Origin of the sequence: Jidongwangia harbinensis, from assembly GCF_020216025.1 — a bacterium.
Lineage (GTDB): Bacteria > Actinomycetota > Actinomycetes > Mycobacteriales > Micromonosporaceae > Actinoplanes > Actinoplanes harbinensis.
Genome location: NZ_JAIWNC010000038.1, coordinates 52379 through 69790, shown reverse-complemented (window position 1 = coordinate 69790; position 17412 = coordinate 52379). Strand labels below are relative to the sequence as shown.

Sequence of the window (17412 nt, the reverse complement as noted above, 5' to 3'; positions counted from 1 at the left end):
CGTGCTCGCCGCCCTCGCCGCGGACCGGCGGGTCCGCTACGTCTTCGCCGGCAGCACCGGCGCGCTGCTGTTCTACGCGCTCTTCACCGTCGGCTGGCTGACCGTCTCCCGCTGGGTGCCGTACCTGGTGATCGCGACGGTCGCCAGCACGCTCACCGCGATCGGCACCTACCCGCTGTACCGCTCGGTGGTGTTCCGGGCCACCGGGCCGCTGCTCGCCGGATTCCTGCGCTTCTACCTGGTATGCCTGTGGGCGCTGGTCTTCAGCCTCGGCGGCCTGTGGGCGCTGGTCGAGGTGGGCGGCCTGCACCCGCTGCTGGCGCAGGCCGTGATCATCGTGCTGGGCCCACTGATCAACTACCAGGCCAGCCGGCTGTGGGCGTTCCGCCCGCTCAGCGGTTCCTGAGCGGCTCCCACCAGTCCGGCCGGTCGCGGTACCACCGGACCACGTCGCCGAGCCCGGTCTGGAACGGCACCTCCGGGGCGTACCCCAGGGCCTCGATCTTGCTGGTGTCGACCGAGTAGCGCAGGTCGTGTCCGGGCCGGTCGGCCACGTGCCGGACCATCGACCAGTCCGCGCCGCAGGCGTCCAGCAGCAGGCGGGTCAGCTCGGCGTTGGACAACTCGGTGCCCCCGCCAATGTTGTAGACCTCCCCGGGCGCGCCCTTGGCCAGCACCAGGCGGATGCCCCGGCAGTGGTCCGCGACGTGCAGCCAGTCCCGCCGGTTCCGGCCGTCGCCGTAGAGCGGCACCGGCTGCCCGCGCAGCAGGTTCGTCACGAACAGCGGGATGACCTTCTCCGGATACTGGTACGGCCCGTAGTTGTTGGAACACCGGGTGATCCGCACGTCCATGCCGTACGTCCGGTGGTAGGCGCGGCACAGCAGGTCGGCGCCGGCCTTCGCGGCCGCGTACGGCGAGTTCGGCAGCAGCGGATCGGTCTCCGGCCAGGACCCGGAGGCGATCGACCCGTACACCTCGTCCGTGGAGACCTGCAGGAACGTCGTCACCCCGGCGGCCCGGGCGGCGTCCAGCAGATGCTGCACGCCGAGCACGTTGGCCCGCAGGAACGCCGCCGGGTCGGTGATCGAGCGGTCCACGTGCGTCTCGGCGGCGAAGTTGACCACCACGTCCACCCCGGGCAGGACGGTGGCCAGCAGGTGCGGATCGGCGATGTCGCCGCGGACGAACTCGTACCCGTCGTACCCGGCCAGGTTCGCCAGGTTGCCCGCGTAGGTGAGCTTGTCCAGCACGGTGACCTGGGCGTCCTCGTACCCCGGGCAGCCGCCGCCGGCCAGGTCCCGGACGAACTGCGATCCGATGAAACCGGCACCGCCGGTGACCAGGACCCTCATCCGCGCAGCCGGACCGTGCTGTGGTCGCCGATCACCAGCTGGTGGGTGTTCGGGGTGGCCCGCGCCGGGGTCACCTCGACGCCCTTGCCGATCAGCGACGCCTCGATCCGGGACACCCCGCGCACGGTCGAGGCGTTCATCACGATCGAGTACTCCACCTCGGCGTCCTCCACCGTGCACCGGTCGCCGATCGAGGTGAACGGGCCCAGGTAGGAACCAACGATCTTGGTGTCCGCGCCGATCACCACCGGGCCGCGCAGCACCGACGCCTCGACCACCGCACCGGGCTCGATCACCACCCGTCCGGTGATCTCGGTACGGTCGTCCACCGTCCCGCGGATCCGGGTCTGGATCGACTCCAGCACGATGCGGTTGCACTCCAGCATGTCGCGCACCCGGCCGGTGTCCTTCCAGTAGCCGGTGATCAGGTGCGAGTGCACGTGGTAGCCGTTGCTGATCAGCCACTGCACCGCGTCGGTGATCTCCAGCTCGCCGCGGGCCGACGGGCGGATCGCCCGGACCGCCTCGTGCACCGCCGAGGTGAACAGGTAGACCCCGACGATCGCCAGGTCGCTGGCCGGCTGGTCGGGCTTCTCCGCCAGCCCGACGATCTGCCCGCTGCGGCCGAGCTGGGCGACGCCGTACGAGCGCGGATCGTCCACCGGGGTGAGCAGGATCTGGGCGCTGTAGTCGCCCTCGGTGAACGCCGCGACCAGCTCCTGGATGCCGCCGACCAGGAAGTTGTCGCCCAGGTACATGACGAAGTCGTCGTCGCCCAGGAAGTCCCGGGCGATCAGCACGCAGTGCGCCAGGCCGAGCGGCGCCTCCTGCGGGATGTACGTGATCCGCAGCCCGAACTGCGCGCCGTCGCCGACCACCTGCCGTACCTCGGCCGCGGTGTCGCCGACGATGATGCCCACGTCGACGATGCCGGCGTCGCGGATCGCCTCCAGCCCGTAGAACAGCACCGGCTTGTTGGCCACGGGGAACAACTGCTTGGCGGACGTGTTGGTGAGCGGCCGCAGCCGGGTGCCACGGCCGCCGGCGAGGACGAGAGCTTTCATGACCGGCTCAACGACCAGGCGGTTCGGCGGTCGCCGGTGGGGCAGGGGATGATGGGCCGCACGGACTCACGAAGGAGCGCCACGATCGCCAAGAACCAGCCCGTCGGCGGCCAGGCCCCGGTCGTCCAGCGGATCAGGATCCGGTACGCCAAGCGCGGCCCGCTGCGGTTCACCTCGCACCGGGACTTCGCCCGGGCGTTCGAGCGCGCGCTGCGCCGGGCCGCCGTGCCGATCGCGTTCTCCCAGGGCTTCACCCCGCACCCCAAGATTTCGTACGCGAGCGCCGCACCCACCGGCGTGGCCAGCGAGGCGGAGTACCTGGAGATCGGCCTGCAGGCCCCGGTGGACCCGGACGCGCTGCGGTCGGCCCTGGACGCCGCGCTGTCGCCGGGCCTGGACGTGCTGGACGCGGTGGTCGCCGGCCCGGGCAGCCTGGCCGACCGGATCGACGCCTCACACTGGCACCTGGAGCTGCCGGACGTGGACCCGGCGGTCGCGCAGAAGGCGGTCGACGCGTTCCTCGGCGCGGAGGAGGTGCTGGTGGAACGTATGACCAAACAGGGCCGCCGGTCGTTCGACGCGCGGCAGGCGGTGGCCCGGATCGCTGTGACGAACCAGTCTGGTGCACCTTCCGGGGCCGCGGCTGCACGGTGTGCGATAATCGACCTTGTCGTACGGCAGGTCACGCCCGCCGTTCGACCCGATGACGTCCTTTCCGGCCTGCGCGTGGTGGCTGGCCTGGAGCCGCCGGTGCCGCCTCGTGCGACCCGGCTGGCGCAGGGCACGCTCACCCCGCAGGGGGAGATCGTCGATCCGTTGGATGTGGATCGCGAGGACGCTTCCATCGGGGGCGCCAGCTGATTCCGGCCGGCGTCCGCCTGGCAGACTTCGGCAGCCGGTCCGCACGGGACGGGCCCGAAAAACTTGCGGCGACCCTGCGTGGCAGCGCTCACCCGCGCCCGGGGCCGCCAGAACTGGAGAGCGCCCGATGCTCGATAACGAGCCCCAGGGCGGTGAACGGGACGGAGTGAACGTTTCTCCGCCCGGCGATGCCGCCACCGAGAGCACCACACCCGTGCGCCGCACCCGGGCGCGCAAGAAGGCCACGCCCCCGGCCGAGCCGGGTACCGCCCCGGTCGAGCCGGGTGCCGCCATCGAGGCCGACGCGGCGGCCGACGTGCCCGCCGCTCCGGCCCGGCGGCGGCGGAAGGCGACCGCTCCGGCCGCGGCTCCGGCCGCCGGACCCGAGGACGCCGAAGCGGCCGCCGACCCGGTGATCGCCTCGGTCACCGAGCCGGCCGCGCCGGGCCAGGCCACCGAGCCGGCCGCGCCGGTCAAGGCCACCCGTAGCCGCCGCAAGAAGGCCGTTCCGGCCGCCGCGCCGGTCGAGGAAGCCGCCTTGCCGCTCGAGGAAGCCGCCGCGCCGGCCGAGGAACCGGTCACTCCGGCCGAGGACGAGAGCGCGACCGAGGACCAGACCCCGGTCCCCGTGGCGGAGGTCACGCCCGAGCCCGGGACCACCACGCCGGTGATCGGTGTGCTGCCGCTCGACGACGAACTGGTCGAGGAGGAGCCCGCCCCGCGCCGGCGCCGCAAGGCCGCCGTGCCGCCGGTCGTGCTGTTCATGCCGCCGGAGCCCGACGCGATCCCCGAGCCCGCACCGGCGGCCCGCCGGAGCCGGCGGTCCGCCGCGCTGGACGAGACGCCGGTCGACGAGACCGCCGCCGAGACCACCGCGGAGGAGCCGGTCGAGGCCCCGCGCAAGAGCCGCCGTCGGCGGCGCGGCGCGGCCGAGGAGCCGGTCGAGGCGGACCAGTCCGTGGAGACCGTCGACCCGGCCGTGGACGAGCCGGACGACGCGGCCGACGAGGTCGCGGACGGCGCCGAGGACGACCTGGACGACGACGACTCGGCCGCCGGCCGGCGCCGTCGCCGCCGGGGACGCCGGGGCCGTGGCCGCGGCAAGGGCGGTGCCGAGGACGGCGACGACGCCGAGGGCGAGACCGAGTCCGCGGAGGCCACCGCGGAGGCCGAGGCCGAGGACGACGACGAGTCCGACGACGGTGACGGCGTCACCCGGCGCCGGCGTCGTCGCCGCCGCAAGGGCGGTGCCGGCGACTCCGAGGCCGGCGGCATCGAGGACGGCGTGCACACCGTGGTGCGGGTGCGCGAGCCGCGCCGTACCGACGAGGTGCAGGGCGTCTCCGGCTCGACCCGGCTGGAGGCCAAGCGCCAGCGCCGCCGGGACGGCCGCGAGCAGCGCCGGACCCGCCCGCCGATCCTGAGCGAGTCGGAGTTCCTGGCCCGCCGTGAGGCCGTGGACCGCGTCATGGTGGTCCGCCAGAAGCCGGACCGGATCCAGATCGCCGTGCTCGAGGACGGCGTCCTGGTCGAGCACTACGTCTCCCGGACCACCTCCGGGACCATGGTCGGCAACGTCTACCTGGGCAAGGTGCAGAACGTCCTGCCGAGCATGGAGGCGGCCTTCGTCGACGTGGGCCGGGGCCGCAACGCGGTGCTCTACGCGGGCGAGGTCAACTGGGACGCCACCGGGCTGGAGGGCCGGGCCCGCTCGATCGAGCAGGCCCTGAAGTCCGGCGACTCGGTGCTGGTGCAGGTCACCAAGGACCCGATCGGGCACAAGGGCGCGCGGCTCACCAGCCACGTCGCGCTCTCCGGCCGGCACCTGGTGTACGTACCGAACGGCAACGCCTCCGGGATCAGCCGCAAGCTGCCGGAGAACGAGCGCAAGCGGCTGCGCGACGTGCTGAAGAAGCTGGTGCCGGACGGCGCCGGGGTGATCGTGCGGACCGCCGCCGAGGGCGCCAGCGAGGACGAACTGGCCCGCGACGTCAAGCGGCTGCAGGCGCAGTGGGAGGACATCCAGGCCCGGGCCGCCGAGGGCAACGCCCCGCGGGCCCTGTCCGAGGAGCCCGACCTGGTCATCCGCGTGGTCCGGGATCTGTTCAACGAGGACTTCCGGGAGCTGATCGTCGAGGGCGAGCAGGTCTACACCGAGGTCGAGAGCTACCTGAATTCGGTCTCTCCGGACCTGGTGGAGCGCCTGCACCGGCACACCGGGGTCAACGACGTGTTCGCCGAGAAGCGGATCGACGAGCAGATCCTCAAGGGCCTGGACCGCAAGGTCTTCCTGCCCTCCGGCGGTCACCTGGTGATCGACCGTACCGAGGCGATGACCGTGGTGGACGTCAACACCGGTAAGTACACCGGTGCCGGCGGCAACCTGGAGGAGACCGTCACCCGGAACAACCTCGAGGCGGCCGAGGAGATCGTCCGGCAGCTGCGGCTGCGGGACATCGGCGGCATCGTGGTGATCGACTTCATCGACATGGTGCTGGAGAGCAACCGCGACCTGGTGCTGCGCCGGCTGACCGAGTGCCTGGGCCGGGACCGGACCAAGCACCAGGTCACCGAGATCACCTCGCTGGGTCTGGTGCAGATGACCCGCAAGCGGATCGGCGCCGGCCTGCTGGAGGCGTTCACCGAGACGTGCGAGGCGTGCAAGGGTCGCGGCCTGCTCATCCACACCGAGCCGGTGCCGGAGAAGCGGGCGCAGGGCGCGGTGACCCAGGTGAAGGCGGTCGCGGCGGCGGCCCGCACGGAAACGCCGCCGGCCACCAAGTCGCGGCGCCGTCGCGGCGGCGGGGAGAGCGCGCCGGTCGAGACGCCGGTCGAGGCACCGGCGGCCGTGGTCGAGGCACCGGCGGCGACGCCGGTGGAGACTCCGGACGCGCCGGCCGAGGAGAGCGGACCGGCGGCGGTGGCCGCGGGCCTTCCCCCGGACGCCGGTTCCGGCGTCGTCGTCCCGGCCCCGCCGGCGCCCGCCGGCAACGACGGTGACGACTACGACATGAGCGGGTACGACCTGTCCCGGTACGAGACGGACACCGAGGCTCTGCAGATCACCGGCGTCGACGACCCGGACGCCGCGGACGACGACGAGGACGACGAGCCGGTGGGTGCCGGTGCCGGCGGCCGGCGGCGGTCGCGGCGCGGGGGAGCCCGGCGCCGTACCCGCCCCTGATCGGATGCTCCGGACGGCTCGGTAAAGAAAGTTAACTACCGAGCCGTCCGTCGTCATCGATGTCGGTTACCCTTCGGATCCCACCCGAGTCCGAGGAGTACCACCGCCATGCGAGCACTGCCCGCCGTCGCCGTCCTCACCGGCGCCCTGGTCCTGGCCGCCGGCTGTTCCGGCGACCCGGCACCGAGCGCGACCGCGGCTCCGCCGCCGGCCGCTCCCGGCTCGCCGGGCTCGCCGGCCGTGCCGGGTGCGCCCGCGCCGACCGGCTCCACGCCCGGCGGTGGATCGGGCAGCGCTCCCCGCGGCGGCACCCGGAACGCCGGCGACGCCGCCCTGGCCGGCAACACCGGGGCCATCTGCGCCCAGGCCGAGAAGACCGGCGGCGCCTTCGCCGCGACGTTCGCCCAGGACCTCAAGCTGCTCATCGACGCGGCGTCCGCGGACGACCCGGACCTGGCCGCCAAGGCCGAGGAGAAGACCCGGCGCGACGTGCAGAACTACTCGTTCGCGCTGAAGGACCTGTCCCGGCTCGCCGCGGACCGCGCGGTGGCCAAGGCGCTCGGCGACATGAGCAAGCAGGTCACCGCGCTGGAGGGTGACGTGCGCAAGCTCGACGACCGCAAGCTGGCCGCGCTGCGCGGTAAGCTGGATCAGGCATGCGGCACCGGGTAGGGCCCGGTTTGGGTTCCGGCACGCCGATGAAGTAGTCTTGCCGACGGTGCTTTTCGCGGCGCCGTGTTCCTGTGCGCTCCTTTCGGAGGCAGCCGGGAGCCCAGTTCCATCCGCCAGCAGCGTCACGGCTGCGTAAGTCTCAGGGAGTCCGCGTCCATGTACGCGATCGTCAAGACCGGCGGCAAGCAGTACAAGGTTGCCGAGGGCGACGTGATCGAGGTCGAGAAGCTCTCGGGCGAGCCGGGCGACGCGGTGACGCTCGCCGCGGTGCTCCTCGTCGACGGTGACGACCTGGTGACCGATGCGGCCAAGCTTGCCAGCGTGGCGGTGTCCGGCGAGATCGCCGAGCACACCAAGGGTCCGAAGATCCGGATCCACAAGTTCAAGAACAAGACCGGCTACCACAAGCGCCAGGGGCACCGTCAGCCGCTGACCCGCGTCAAGGTGACCGGCATTTCCAGCGGGAAGTAGGCGCAGCCATGGCTCACAAAAAGGGTGCTTCCAGCTCGCGTAACGGCCGTGACTCCGCCGCTCAGCGGCTGGGCGTCAAGCGGTTCGGCGGCCAGCTGGTCAACGCCGGCGAGATTCTGATCCGTCAGCGCGGCACGAAGTTCCACCCGGGCGAGCTTGTCGGCCGCGGTGGCGACGACACGCTGTTCGCGCTCGCCACGGGCAACGTGCTGTTCGGCACCAAGCGTGGCCGCAAGCCGGTCAGCTTCGTGCCGGCCTCGGATTAGTTTTCACGTCACCGCGGGCCGCGGCCCGCGGGGGCCGCGGCCCGCTGTGTGTTTTGCGTTCCGTGTTGTGAGGAGTCCACGTGACCACGTTCGTCGACCGCGTCGTACTGCACCTGCAAGCGGGGGACGGCGGGCACGGCTGTGTCTCCGTGCACCGGGAGAAGTTCAAGCCGCTCGGCGGTCCGGACGGCGGCAACGGCGGGCACGGCGGCAGCATCACGCTGGTGGTCGACCCGCAGCAGCACACCCTCCTCGACTTCCACTTCCGGCCGCACGTCAAGGCGCCGAACGGCACCGGCGGGTCGGGCTCCAACCGGGACGGTGCGAACGGCGCCGACCTGGTGGTGACGGTGCCGGACGGCACCGTCGTGCACGGCGTCGACGGCGAGGTGCTGGCCGACCTGGTCGGTGCCGGTACCTCGTTCGAGGTGGCCCGCGGCGGGCGCGGCGGGCGCGGCAACGCCTCGCTCGCGAACACCCGCCGCAAGGTCCCCGGCTTCGCCGAGCTGGGCGAGCCGGGCGACCGCCTGGACGTGGTGCTGGAACTCAAGAGCGTCGCCGACGTCGGGCTGGTGGGCTTCCCGTCGGCCGGCAAGTCGTCGCTGATCGCGGTGCTGTCGGCGGCCAAGCCGAAGATCGCCGACTATCCGTTCACCACCCTGGTGCCGAACCTCGGCGTGGTGCAGGCCGGCGACCAGACCTTCACGGTCGCCGACGTGCCCGGCCTGATCCCCGGCGCGGCCACCGGCAAGGGCCTCGGCATGCAGTTCCTGCGGCACATCGAGCGCACCTCGGTGCTGGTGCACGTGCTGGACGCCGCGGCGCCGGAGATCGAACGCGACCCGATCGCCGACCTGGACGCGATCGAGGCGGAGCTGGCGGCGTACGGCGGGCTGGAGGACCGGCCCCGGATGGTCGTCCTCAACAAGATCGACATTCCGGACGGCCGGGACCTGGCCGAGATGGTCCGGCCCGAGCTGGAGTCCCGCGGCTACCGGGTGTTCGAGGTCAGCGCCGTGACCCGGGAGGGACTCAAGGCGCTCACGTTCGCGCTCGCCGAGGTCGTCGCCGCGCACCGCAGGGACACCCCGGTCGCCGAACCGACCCGCGTAGTGCTGCGCCCCAAGGCCGTCGACGACAGCGGATTCACCATCGAACAGGACGCCGACGGGGTGTTCGTGATCCGCGGCTCCCGCGTCGAGCGGTGGGTCCGGCAGACGAACTTCGACAACGACGAGGCGATCGGTTACCTGGCCGACCGGCTGGAGCGGCTCGGCATCGAGGACGCGCTGGCCAAGAAGGGCGCCCAGCCCGGGGACGCGGTCCGGATCGGTGACCGCGAGTTCGACTGGCAGCCCAACGCCGGCGAGTACGTCACCGGCCCGCGCGGCTCCGACGCCCGCCTCGAGGAGGGCACCGGCCGGATGACCGCGGCGCAGCGGCTGGCCGCCCGCAAGGCCCGCCGCCGGCGCCCGGACGACGAGCTGCTGCACATGTCCTCGGACGGCACGATCACCTCCGTGGCGAACAGCGCCCGGCCGGTGCTGATGGAGAGCGACACGGACGAATAGGGTCCCGTCCAGCTCGGCGCAACCCGGCGGAAACGCCCGTCGCCTACCGTGACCGGGTGCAGATCGAGACCCGCGCCGCCACCGACGCCGAACTGGCCGCCCTCGTCACCGCCCAGCAGCGGGAGCTGGCCGAGTCCGGCGACGAGGTGACCTATCCGGCCCATGACGACGTGACGTACCTGGTCGCGGTGGTCGACGGGCGGGCGGTCGCCTGCGGCGCGTGGCAGCCGCTGGACCACGACACCGCCGAGCTGAAGCGGATGTACGTGCGCCCGGCGTACCGGGGGCGGGGCATCGCCCGGCAGCTGGTCGTCGCGCTCGAGGAGGAGGCGTACGCCACGGGCCGGTCGGTGATCCGGCTGGAGACCGGCACCTACCTGCCCGCGGCGATCGCGCTGTACCGCTCGGCCGGCTACCTGCCCATCCCGCCGTACGGCGAGTACGTGGGCAACCCGTTCAGCGCCTGCTTCGCCAAGCGCCTGCCGGCCGCCTCACTCCAGTAGCCCGATGGCGCGGCGGGCCCGGCGTACCGTGTCGCCCGCGGCCGCCCGCACCCGGTCCCGGCCGTCGGCCAGCACCGACCGGACGTGGCCGGGGTCCGCGGCCAGCTCGGCGTGCCGGGCCCGGATCGGCGCGAGCACCGCCTCGACCGCGTCGGTGACCTCGCGCTTCAACGTGCCGTAGGACGCCGTCTCGTCCGGCGCTCGCCCGCCGCACGCGGCCAGGATGGCCAGCAGGTTCGACACCCCCGGCTGGTTCCGCGGGTCGTGGCGGACCCGGCCGACGGTGTCGGTCACCGCGCGGGCGACGGTGCGGCGGACCACCTCCGGCGGGTCGAGGAGCCCGATCCGCCCGGCGCCCGGGCCGGAGCTCTTGCCCATCTTGGTGGCCGGGTCGGCGAGGTCCATGATCCGGGCGGCGGTCTCCGGGCGGACGCCCTCCGGCACCACGAACGTCTCGCCGTACCGGGAGTTGAACCGGCTCGCCACCGCGCGGGCCAGCTCCAGGTGCTGGCTCTGGTCGTCGCCGACCGGCACCTGTTCGGTGTCGTGGACCAGGATGTCGGCGGCCATCAGCACCGGATAGGTCAGCAGGCTGAGCCGCACCGGTCGGCCGCCCGCCGAGCGCTCCCGGAACTGGATCATGCGCGCCGCCTCGCCGTGCCCGGTGGCGCACTCCAGCAGGTAGTGCAGTGCGGTGTGCTCGGGGATCTGTGACTGCACGATCAGCGCGGTGCGGTCCGGGTCCACGCCGGCCGCGAGCAGCACGGTGGCCTGCTCCAGCGTGAGGTCGCGGACCCGGGCCGGATCGTGCTCGACGGTCATCGCGTGCAGGTCGGCGATCATGGCCACCGAGTCGGCGGTGTCCTGCGCCGCGACCAGCGGGCGGATGGCGCCCAGCAGGTTGCCCAGGTGCAGGCGGCCGGTGGGTTTGAAGCCGGTGAGGCGCCGGGTGCGGGTGAGAGTGGTCGGCACGTCGGGGTCCTTTCAGAAGAGGTACGGACCGCCTCGACGCCGACGCCGGAGTGCGTGCACAGCACGACGGCCGCCTGCGAGAGGCGGCCGCCGGGAAGGGAGAGGTGCGCGTGGAGGGAGGCCGCCCGTCAGGGCGACCACCACAGCAGACTCGACATGCGCACGGTACGAGCCTAACAGCCGCCGGCGTGACGTCGACCGGCATTATGGTCGGCATGCCGAGCCTGACCCGCGCCGAGGCCGCCGCCCGGGCCGCCACCGTCCACGTCGACTCCTACGACCTCGACCTCGACCTCACCGCCGGCGCGGAGACGTTCCGGTCCCGGACGGTGCTCCGGTTCGCCGCGACTCCCGGGGCGTCCACGTTCGCCGACTTCGAGCCGGCCGAGCTGATCTCCGCGACGCTGAACGGGGTGGCGCTGGACCCGGGCGCGCTCAGCGAGCACCGGCTCGCGCTGACCGGCCTGGCCGAGCGGAACGAGCTGGTCGTCGAGGCCCGGATGGCGTACTCGAACACCGGCGAGGGCCTGCACCGCTTCGTCGACCCGGCGGACAAGCAGGTGTACCTGTACGCGCACATGTTCCTCGACGGGGCCCGCCGGATCTTCCCGTGCTTCGACCAGCCGGACCTGAAGGCGCCGTACACGCTGGCCGTCACGGCGCCGGACGACTGGCTGGTGGCGGCGAACGCGGTACCGGCGGGCCCGGCCGAGAGCGGGCGGTGGCGGTTCGCGCCGACGCTGCCGCTGTCCACGTACCTGATCACGCTGATCGCCGGGCCGTACCACGCGTGCACCGACGTGCACGGTGACGTGCCGCTGGCCCTGTACGCCCGCGGATCGATGGCCCGGTTCCTCGACGCCGAGGCGGAGGAGCTGTTCACGGTCACCAAGCAGTGCCTGGACCGGTACGGCGAGATCTTCGGCATCCCGTATCCGTTCGGCCACTACCAGCAGGCGTTCGTGCCCGAGTTCAACTTCGGCGCGATGGAGAACCCGGGCCTGGTGACGTTCCGGGAGGAGTTCGTCTACCGGTCCGCGGTCACCGACAGCGAGCGGGAGACCCGGGCCAACGTCGTCGCGCACGAGATGGCCCACATGTGGTTCGGCGACCTGGTGACCATGGCGTGGTGGGACGACCTGTGGCTGAACGAGTCGTTCGCCGAGTACATGGGCACCCGGATCACCGCCGAGGCGACCCGGTTCACCCGGACCTGGACCACGTTCGCGATGCACCGGGTGGCCTGGGGCATGCGGTCCGACCAGCGGCCGTCGACCCATCCGGTGGCGCCCACCGACGTCGCGGACACCGCGGCGGCCCTGTTGAACTTCGACGGCATCTCGTACGCCAAGGGCGCCGCCGTGCTCAAGCAGCTCGCCGCCTGGCTGGGCGACGAGGCGTTCCTGAGCGGCCTCAACGAGTACTTCGCCACCCACCGCTTCGCCAACGCGACGCTCGCCGACCTGCTCGGCGCGCTCTCCAAGGCGGCCGGCCGGGACCTTTCCGGCTGGGCCGAGGCGTGGCTGCGCCGGGCTCAGGTGAACACGCTGCGGGCCGAGGTGGACCACGCCGGCGACGGCGGCTACGCCCAGGTCGCGATCGTGCAGACGGCGCCGGAGCGGTACCCGACGTTGCGCCCGCACCGGCTGGCGATCGGACTGTACGACCGGGCCGGCAACGGCGCCGTGGAGCTGCGCCGCCGGCTGGAGCTGGACCTGGATCCGGCCGACGGCGGACGCACCGTGGTGCCGGAGCTGACCGGCGAGAAGGTCGCCGATCTGCTGCTGCTCAACGACGGTGGGCTGACCTACGCCAAGATCCGGCTGGACGAGCGCTCGACCGCGGCCGTACCGCTGCTCCTGCCGCACCTGGACGACTCGCTGGCCCGGGCCCTCGTCTGGAGTTCGACCCTGGACGCGGTCACCGACGGCGAACGGCCGGTGGCGGACCTGGTGTCGCTGGTGTTCGCGGCGCTGCCGGTGGAGAGCGAGGTGGTGATCGTCGAGGACGTGCTGAAGATGACCCGCGGGCTGGTGGACCGGTACGCCACCGCGGAGACCCGCCCGGCCGCCCTGGAGCTGCTCGCCCAGGCCTGCGACCGGCTGCTCGCCGCGTCGGCCGCGGGCAGTTCCCGGCAGCTCGCCGCGGCCCGCGGCCTGATCGGCGCGACCATCGACGTCGCGCGCCTGCGGAACTGGCTGGACGGCGCCGGCGTACCCGAGGGCCTGGCCGTGGACACCGACCTGCGGTGGCTGATCCACTACCGGCTCGCGGTGCTGGGCGCGATCGGCCCCGACCAGATCGCGGCGCAGCTGGACGCGGACCGCAGCGCGGCCGGTGAGCAGGCCGCCTCCCGCTGCCGGGCCGCCCTGCCGTCGGCGGAGGCGAAGGCGTACGCCTGGGACCAGATCATCCGGGACACCACCACGTCGACCCGGTTGCTGGAGCACGCGGCGGCCGGCTTCTGGCAGCCGGAACAGACCGCGCTGACGGCGGACTACGTGCCTCGGTACTTCGCCGAGATGCCGGATTCGATGCGGCTCCGCAGCGGGATGAGCGCCGAGGCGCTGGCGCTGGCGGCGTACCCCCGGTTCGCGGTCGCCGCCGAGACCCGCCGCCTGGCCGCCGACCTGCTCGCCCGCCCGGAACTGCCGGCGATCCTGCGGCGCGTGGTCACCGACGCGGACGACGACATGCGCCGCGCCCTGGCTGCTCGAAGCTGATCGCCATTTCGCCCTTTGTGCCCAGTTATAGCCGTTAGCCTGGCAGTCGGGGGTGTCGGGTGGAATGGTGCGATGATCTGTCCAGCGGCCTGTTGCAGGCCGCGCCGGACGCGATCCTGGTCATGGACCAGGGGCGGATCATGCTGATGAACGACCGCGCCGAGGAGATGTTCGGCTGGCCGCGGGCGGAGCTGCTGGGCCGGCACGCCGAGATCCTCCTGCCGGACGCCAGCCGCGAGCACTACCCGGAGGAGCTCGAGCCCGCGGTGACCGAGGCGGTGGCCGGGCGGCACGGCACCGTCTCCACCACGGCGATGCGCCGGGACGGCAGCGAGTTCCCGGTCGAGACGTCCCTGGCCGAGGCGGAGACCCGGAGCGGGCGGGTCCTGATCGCGGTGATCCGGGACGTGACCGAGCGCCGGAACGCGGAGTCCGAGCAGGCCCGGCTGCGCCAGGAGGCGCAGAACCACCGCAACCACCGGCTGGAGAGCCTCGGGCAGCTGGCCGGCGGCATCGCGCACGACTTCAACAACATGCTCGGCGTGATCGTCAACTACGCCAGCTTCATCATCGAGGAGGCGTCCGGTGACGCCCCCGACCGGCAGGCCATCGTGGCGGACGCCCGGCAGGTGCTCCGGGCCGGCGAACGCGGCACCGACCTCACCCACCAGCTGCTCGCGTTCGCCCGGCGCGAAGTGGTCCGCCCGGAGATCCTCGACCTCAACACCGTGATCGCGGACGTCGAGGAACTGCTCCGGCGCACGCTCGGCGAGCACATCACGCTGGTCACCCGGCTCGGCACGGACCTGCCGTCGGTCACCTGGGATCCCGGGCAGATCGAGCAGCTGCTGGTACACCTGGCGCTGAACGCCCGGGACGCGATGCCGCAGGGCGGCCAGTTGGTGATCGACACCGCCTGCTACCACCTGGCCGACCACCACACGCTGGACCCCGGCGACTACGTCCGGCTGCGGGTGTCCGACTCTGGCCAGGGCATGCCCGCCGACGTGGTGGAACGCGCCTTCGAGCCGTTCTTCACCACCAAGGCCAGCGTGGAGAACACCGGCCTCGGCCTGGCCACCGTGTACGGCATCGTCACCCAGGCCGGTGGCGACGTCAGCATCACGTCCGAGCCGGGTCTCGGGTCCACGTTCACGGTGCTGCTGCCGGCCGGCGCCGAACCGGCGGCGGTCGAGCCGGCGCCGGAGCCGGTCCGTTCCGGCGGGCACGGCGAGACCCTGCTGGTGGTGGAGGACGAGGCGGCGTTGCGGGAGGTCGCCGGGCGGATCCTGTCCGGGGCCGGCTACCGGGTGCTGACCGCGGACGGCGGGGTGCAGGCGCTGGAACTCGCGGCCCGCCACGAAGGCGCCATCGACCTGCTGGTCAGCGACGTGGTGATGCCCGGGATGCTGGGCAAGGAACTGGCCGAGCGGCTGGTAGAGGTGCGCCCCGACACCCGGGTGCTGTTCATGTCCGGCTACGCCCAGCCGGTGCTCGCCTCGCAGGGCACGCTGGACCCCGGCGTGGTGCTGCTGGAGAAGCCGTTCACCTCGGCGGACCTGCTCGGCGCGGTGCGCCGTCGCCTGGACGGGTGATCTATTCTTCGTCCGTGGTGGTGCGCCGGCGGATCGGGATCATGGGTGGCACGTTCGACCCGATCCACCACGGCCACCTGGTCGCGGCGAGCGAGGTGGCGGCCCGCTTCGACCTCGAAGAGGTGGTGTTCGTACCCACCGGCGAGCCCTGGCAGAAGGGCGTCGTGTCACCGGCCGAGGACCGCTACCTGATGACCGTCATCGCCACCGCGTCGAACCCCCGCTTCCACGTCAGCCGGGCCGACATCGACCGGGACGGTCCCACCTACACCATCGACACGCTGCGCGACCTGGACGCCGTGTACGGGCCGGACGCCGAGCTGTACTTCATCACCGGTGCCGATGCCCTGGAGCGGATTCTCTCCTGGAAGGACGCGCTGGAGATGCTGTCGCTGGCGCGTTTCGTGGGCGTCACCCGGCCGGGTTTCGTGCTCTCCGACGCGCACCTGCCGGCCGACACGGTCACGCTGGTCGAGGTGCCGGCCATGGCGATCTCGTCCAGTGACTGCCGCGCCCGGGTGGCCGCGGGCAAACCGGTCTGGTACCTGGTTCCGGACGGCGTGGTGCAGTACATCGCCAAGCGGGGGCTGTACCGGCCGGGAATTCCGGACTCCGAGAATGTCGTAGGGATATGAGACGCTGGTATCTCGAAAAGCTCCAAAACTGAGGGGATCCTCTTGCCCGTCTCTGAACGCGCTCTCGAACTGGCGATGACCGCCGCGCAGGCGGCCGCCGACAAGAAGGCCCAGGACATCGTCGTCATCGACGTCGGCGACCAGCTCGCCATCACCGACGCCTTCGTCATCGCCTCGGCCTCCAACGAGCGCCAGGTCGCCGCGGTCGTCGATGCCATCGAGGAAGCCCTGCTCGCCCTTCCGGAAAAGGCCAAGCCGGTCCGGCGCGAGGGGGAACGGCAGGGCCGCTGGGTCCTGCTCGACTACATCGACGTGGTGGTCCACATCCAGCACGCCGAGGAGCGCGAGTTCTACGCGCTCGACAAGCTGTGGAAAGACTGCCCGACGGTGCCGTTCGTGGACCGCGACATGGTCGACGCGACCACCGCCATCGACGCATCCGGCGCCGCGTGACCCGCCTCATCGTCTGGCGGCACGGCAACACCGACTGGAACGCCACCCACCGCGTCCAAGGGCAGACCGACGTGCCGCTCAACGACCTCGGTCGCCGGCAGGCGGAGGACGCCGCCGAGCTGCTGCTGCGCATGCGCCCCGACGTGCTGGTCGCCAGCGACCTGCGGCGCGCCGCCGACACCGCCGCCGCGCTCGCCGCCCGCACCGGCCTCCCGGTGACCTACGACGAACGCCTCCGGGAACGCTTCTTCGGCGCCTGGCAGGGACTCACCATGACCGAGGTGGCGCAGACCCGCCCGGAGGAGCACGCCCGCTGGACCGCCGGCGCCGACGTCATCGGTGACTCCGTGGAAACCCTCGACGACCTCGGCAAACGGGTCGCCGACGGGCTGCAGGCCGCGGCCGAGCAGGTCCCGTCCGGTGGCACCGTGGTGGTCGCCACGCACGGCGCCGCGGCCCGCCAGGGCGTCGGGCACCTGCTCGGCTGGCCTCGCGAGGTGCTGCGCTCCCTGCGGGCCCTGCAGAACTGTCACTGGGTGGAACTCGCCCACGACCACACCCGCGGCTGGCAGATCGCCGCGTGGAACGTCGGACCGTTCACCGATCTGCCGGTCCCGCCCCCGGTTTGACCGGGGGAACCCGCGCCCGTCCGGTAGCGTCCAACCACCATGCTGATCAAGCGTCTGACCGTCTGCGCGGCCGCCGTCGCGGTCCTGACCGTGGCCGGCTGCGCCCGGGCCGACCAGGACACACCTCCCGGCGCCCCCGCACCGCCCCCGTCGTCGCAGCCCGCCATGCCGTCCTCGCCGGCCACCGCGACACCCGGCGCGGCCGGCGGTCAGACCCACACCGGCACGGTCGTCGCCGGGGTGGAGGAGAACTGCCTGCTGCTGGAGAGCGACGGCGGGCCGTACCTGCTGATCCTGGAGGATGAATCGCTGCGCTCGGCCGCCACGGTGGGCAGCCGGGTGACCGTCACCGGCCGTGCCGAACCGGGCATGATGACCACCTGCCAGCAGGGCACACCCTTCACCGTGACCGCGATCAGCCCGAGCTGACCAGGCCACCGGTCATCGGTTACCGTGCC

Annotated in this window: 17 protein-coding genes; 14 read left to right on the top strand and 3 right to left on the bottom strand. The window is 72.6% G+C overall.

Going from position 1 to position 17412, the window contains the following annotated elements; translation table 11 throughout:
• Position 1: 1 nt before the first annotated feature.
• Positions 2-406 carry a GtrA family protein gene (locus tag LDL48_RS34405; RefSeq protein WP_225259315.1) on the top strand — a complete coding sequence of 135 codons (405 nt, stop codon included), beginning with the start codon at positions 2-4 and terminating at the stop codon, positions 404-406.
• On the opposite strand, the gene rfbB is transcribed toward LDL48_RS34405, so the two are convergent.
• Positions 393-1355: a dTDP-glucose 4,6-dehydratase gene (rfbB, locus tag LDL48_RS34400; protein WP_225259314.1), complete on the bottom strand. Its 963-nt coding sequence runs from the start codon at positions 1353-1355 to the stop codon at positions 393-395. The two genes, LDL48_RS34405 and rfbB, sit on opposite strands and share 14 nt — an antisense overlap.
• Positions 1352-2419 (bottom strand): glucose-1-phosphate thymidylyltransferase, encoded by a 1068-nt coding sequence (locus tag LDL48_RS34395; protein ID WP_225259313.1) that lies wholly within the window; start codon positions 2417-2419, stop codon positions 1352-1354. The genes rfbB and LDL48_RS34395 overlap by 4 nt, the downstream gene beginning before the upstream one ends.
• A gap of 51 nt (positions 2420-2470) precedes the next feature.
• Here LDL48_RS34395 and LDL48_RS34390 point away from each other — a divergent pair, with 51 nt between their 5' ends.
• The 7 genes from LDL48_RS34390 to LDL48_RS34360 all read left to right on the top strand — a co-directional run bounded on the left by LDL48_RS34390 (position 2471) and on the right by LDL48_RS34360 (position 9947).
• Positions 2471-3280 carry a TIGR03936 family radical SAM-associated protein gene (locus LDL48_RS34390; RefSeq protein WP_225259343.1) on the top strand — a complete coding sequence of 270 codons (810 nt, stop codon included), beginning with the start codon at positions 2471-2473 and terminating at the stop codon, positions 3278-3280.
• Positions 3281-3407: 127 nt separating this feature from the next.
• Positions 3408-6464 (top strand): Rne/Rng family ribonuclease, encoded by a 3057-nt coding sequence (locus LDL48_RS34385; RefSeq protein WP_225259312.1) that lies wholly within the window; start codon positions 3408-3410, stop codon positions 6462-6464.
• Between the two features lie 108 nt (positions 6465-6572).
• Positions 6573-7136, top strand: coding sequence for a hypothetical protein (locus tag LDL48_RS34380; protein WP_225259311.1), 564 nt, complete (start codon positions 6573-6575; stop codon positions 7134-7136).
• 156 nt (positions 7137-7292) lie between these two features.
• Entirely contained in the window at positions 7293-7607 is a 315-nt protein-coding gene (gene rplU / locus LDL48_RS34375) for a 50S ribosomal protein L21 (protein ID WP_225259310.1), read from the top strand.
• Positions 7608-7615: 8 nt separating this feature from the next.
• Positions 7616-7873, top strand: coding sequence for a 50S ribosomal protein L27 (gene rpmA / locus LDL48_RS34370; protein ID WP_225259309.1), 258 nt, complete (start codon positions 7616-7618; stop codon positions 7871-7873).
• Positions 7874-7953: 80 nt separating this feature from the next.
• Complete coding sequence (obgE, locus tag LDL48_RS34365; RefSeq protein WP_225259308.1) at positions 7954-9444, top strand: GTPase ObgE; 1491 nt, start codon at positions 7954-7956, stop codon at positions 9442-9444.
• A gap of 56 nt (positions 9445-9500) precedes the next feature.
• Positions 9501-9947, top strand: a complete 447-nt coding sequence (locus LDL48_RS34360) for a GNAT family N-acetyltransferase (protein ID WP_225259307.1) — start codon at positions 9501-9503, stop codon at positions 9945-9947.
• Here the strand turns inward: LDL48_RS34360 and trpS are convergent.
• Positions 9936-10919 carry a tryptophan--tRNA ligase gene (gene trpS / locus LDL48_RS34355; protein ID WP_225259306.1) on the bottom strand — a complete coding sequence of 328 codons (984 nt, stop codon included), beginning with the start codon at positions 10917-10919 and terminating at the stop codon, positions 9936-9938. The genes LDL48_RS34360 and trpS overlap by 12 nt on opposite strands.
• 215 nt (positions 10920-11134) lie before the next feature.
• Between trpS and pepN the strand changes: the two genes are divergently transcribed.
• The 6 genes from pepN to LDL48_RS34325 are packed head-to-tail and all read left to right on the top strand — an operon-like array spanning position 11135 to position 17383.
• Positions 11135-13642: an aminopeptidase N gene (gene pepN, locus LDL48_RS34350; protein ID WP_225259305.1), complete on the top strand. Its 2508-nt coding sequence runs from the start codon at positions 11135-11137 to the stop codon at positions 13640-13642.
• 59 nt (positions 13643-13701) lie between these two features.
• Positions 13702-15237 (top strand): ATP-binding protein, encoded by a 1536-nt coding sequence (locus tag LDL48_RS34345; RefSeq protein WP_225259304.1) that lies wholly within the window; start codon positions 13702-13704, stop codon positions 15235-15237.
• Positions 15237-15872, top strand: coding sequence for a nicotinate-nucleotide adenylyltransferase (nadD, locus tag LDL48_RS34340; RefSeq protein ID WP_308016528.1), 636 nt, complete (start codon positions 15237-15239; stop codon positions 15870-15872). Before LDL48_RS34345 ends, nadD begins: the two co-directional genes overlap by 1 nt.
• A gap of 42 nt (positions 15873-15914) precedes the next feature.
• The gene (rsfS, locus tag LDL48_RS34335; protein WP_225259302.1) at positions 15915-16325 is read left to right on the top strand and encodes a ribosome silencing factor; all 411 of its coding nucleotides are present in this window, start codon (positions 15915-15917) and stop codon (positions 16323-16325) included.
• Entirely contained in the window at positions 16322-16954 is a 633-nt protein-coding gene (locus tag LDL48_RS34330) for a histidine phosphatase family protein (RefSeq protein ID WP_225259301.1), read from the top strand. Before rsfS ends, LDL48_RS34330 begins: the two co-directional genes overlap by 4 nt.
• Positions 16955-16993: 39 nt before the next feature.
• A complete protein-coding gene (locus tag LDL48_RS34325; RefSeq protein ID WP_225259300.1) occupies positions 16994-17383 on the top strand; it encodes a hypothetical protein in 390 nt (129 codons plus the stop codon).
• Positions 17384-17412: the final 29 nt, after the last annotated feature.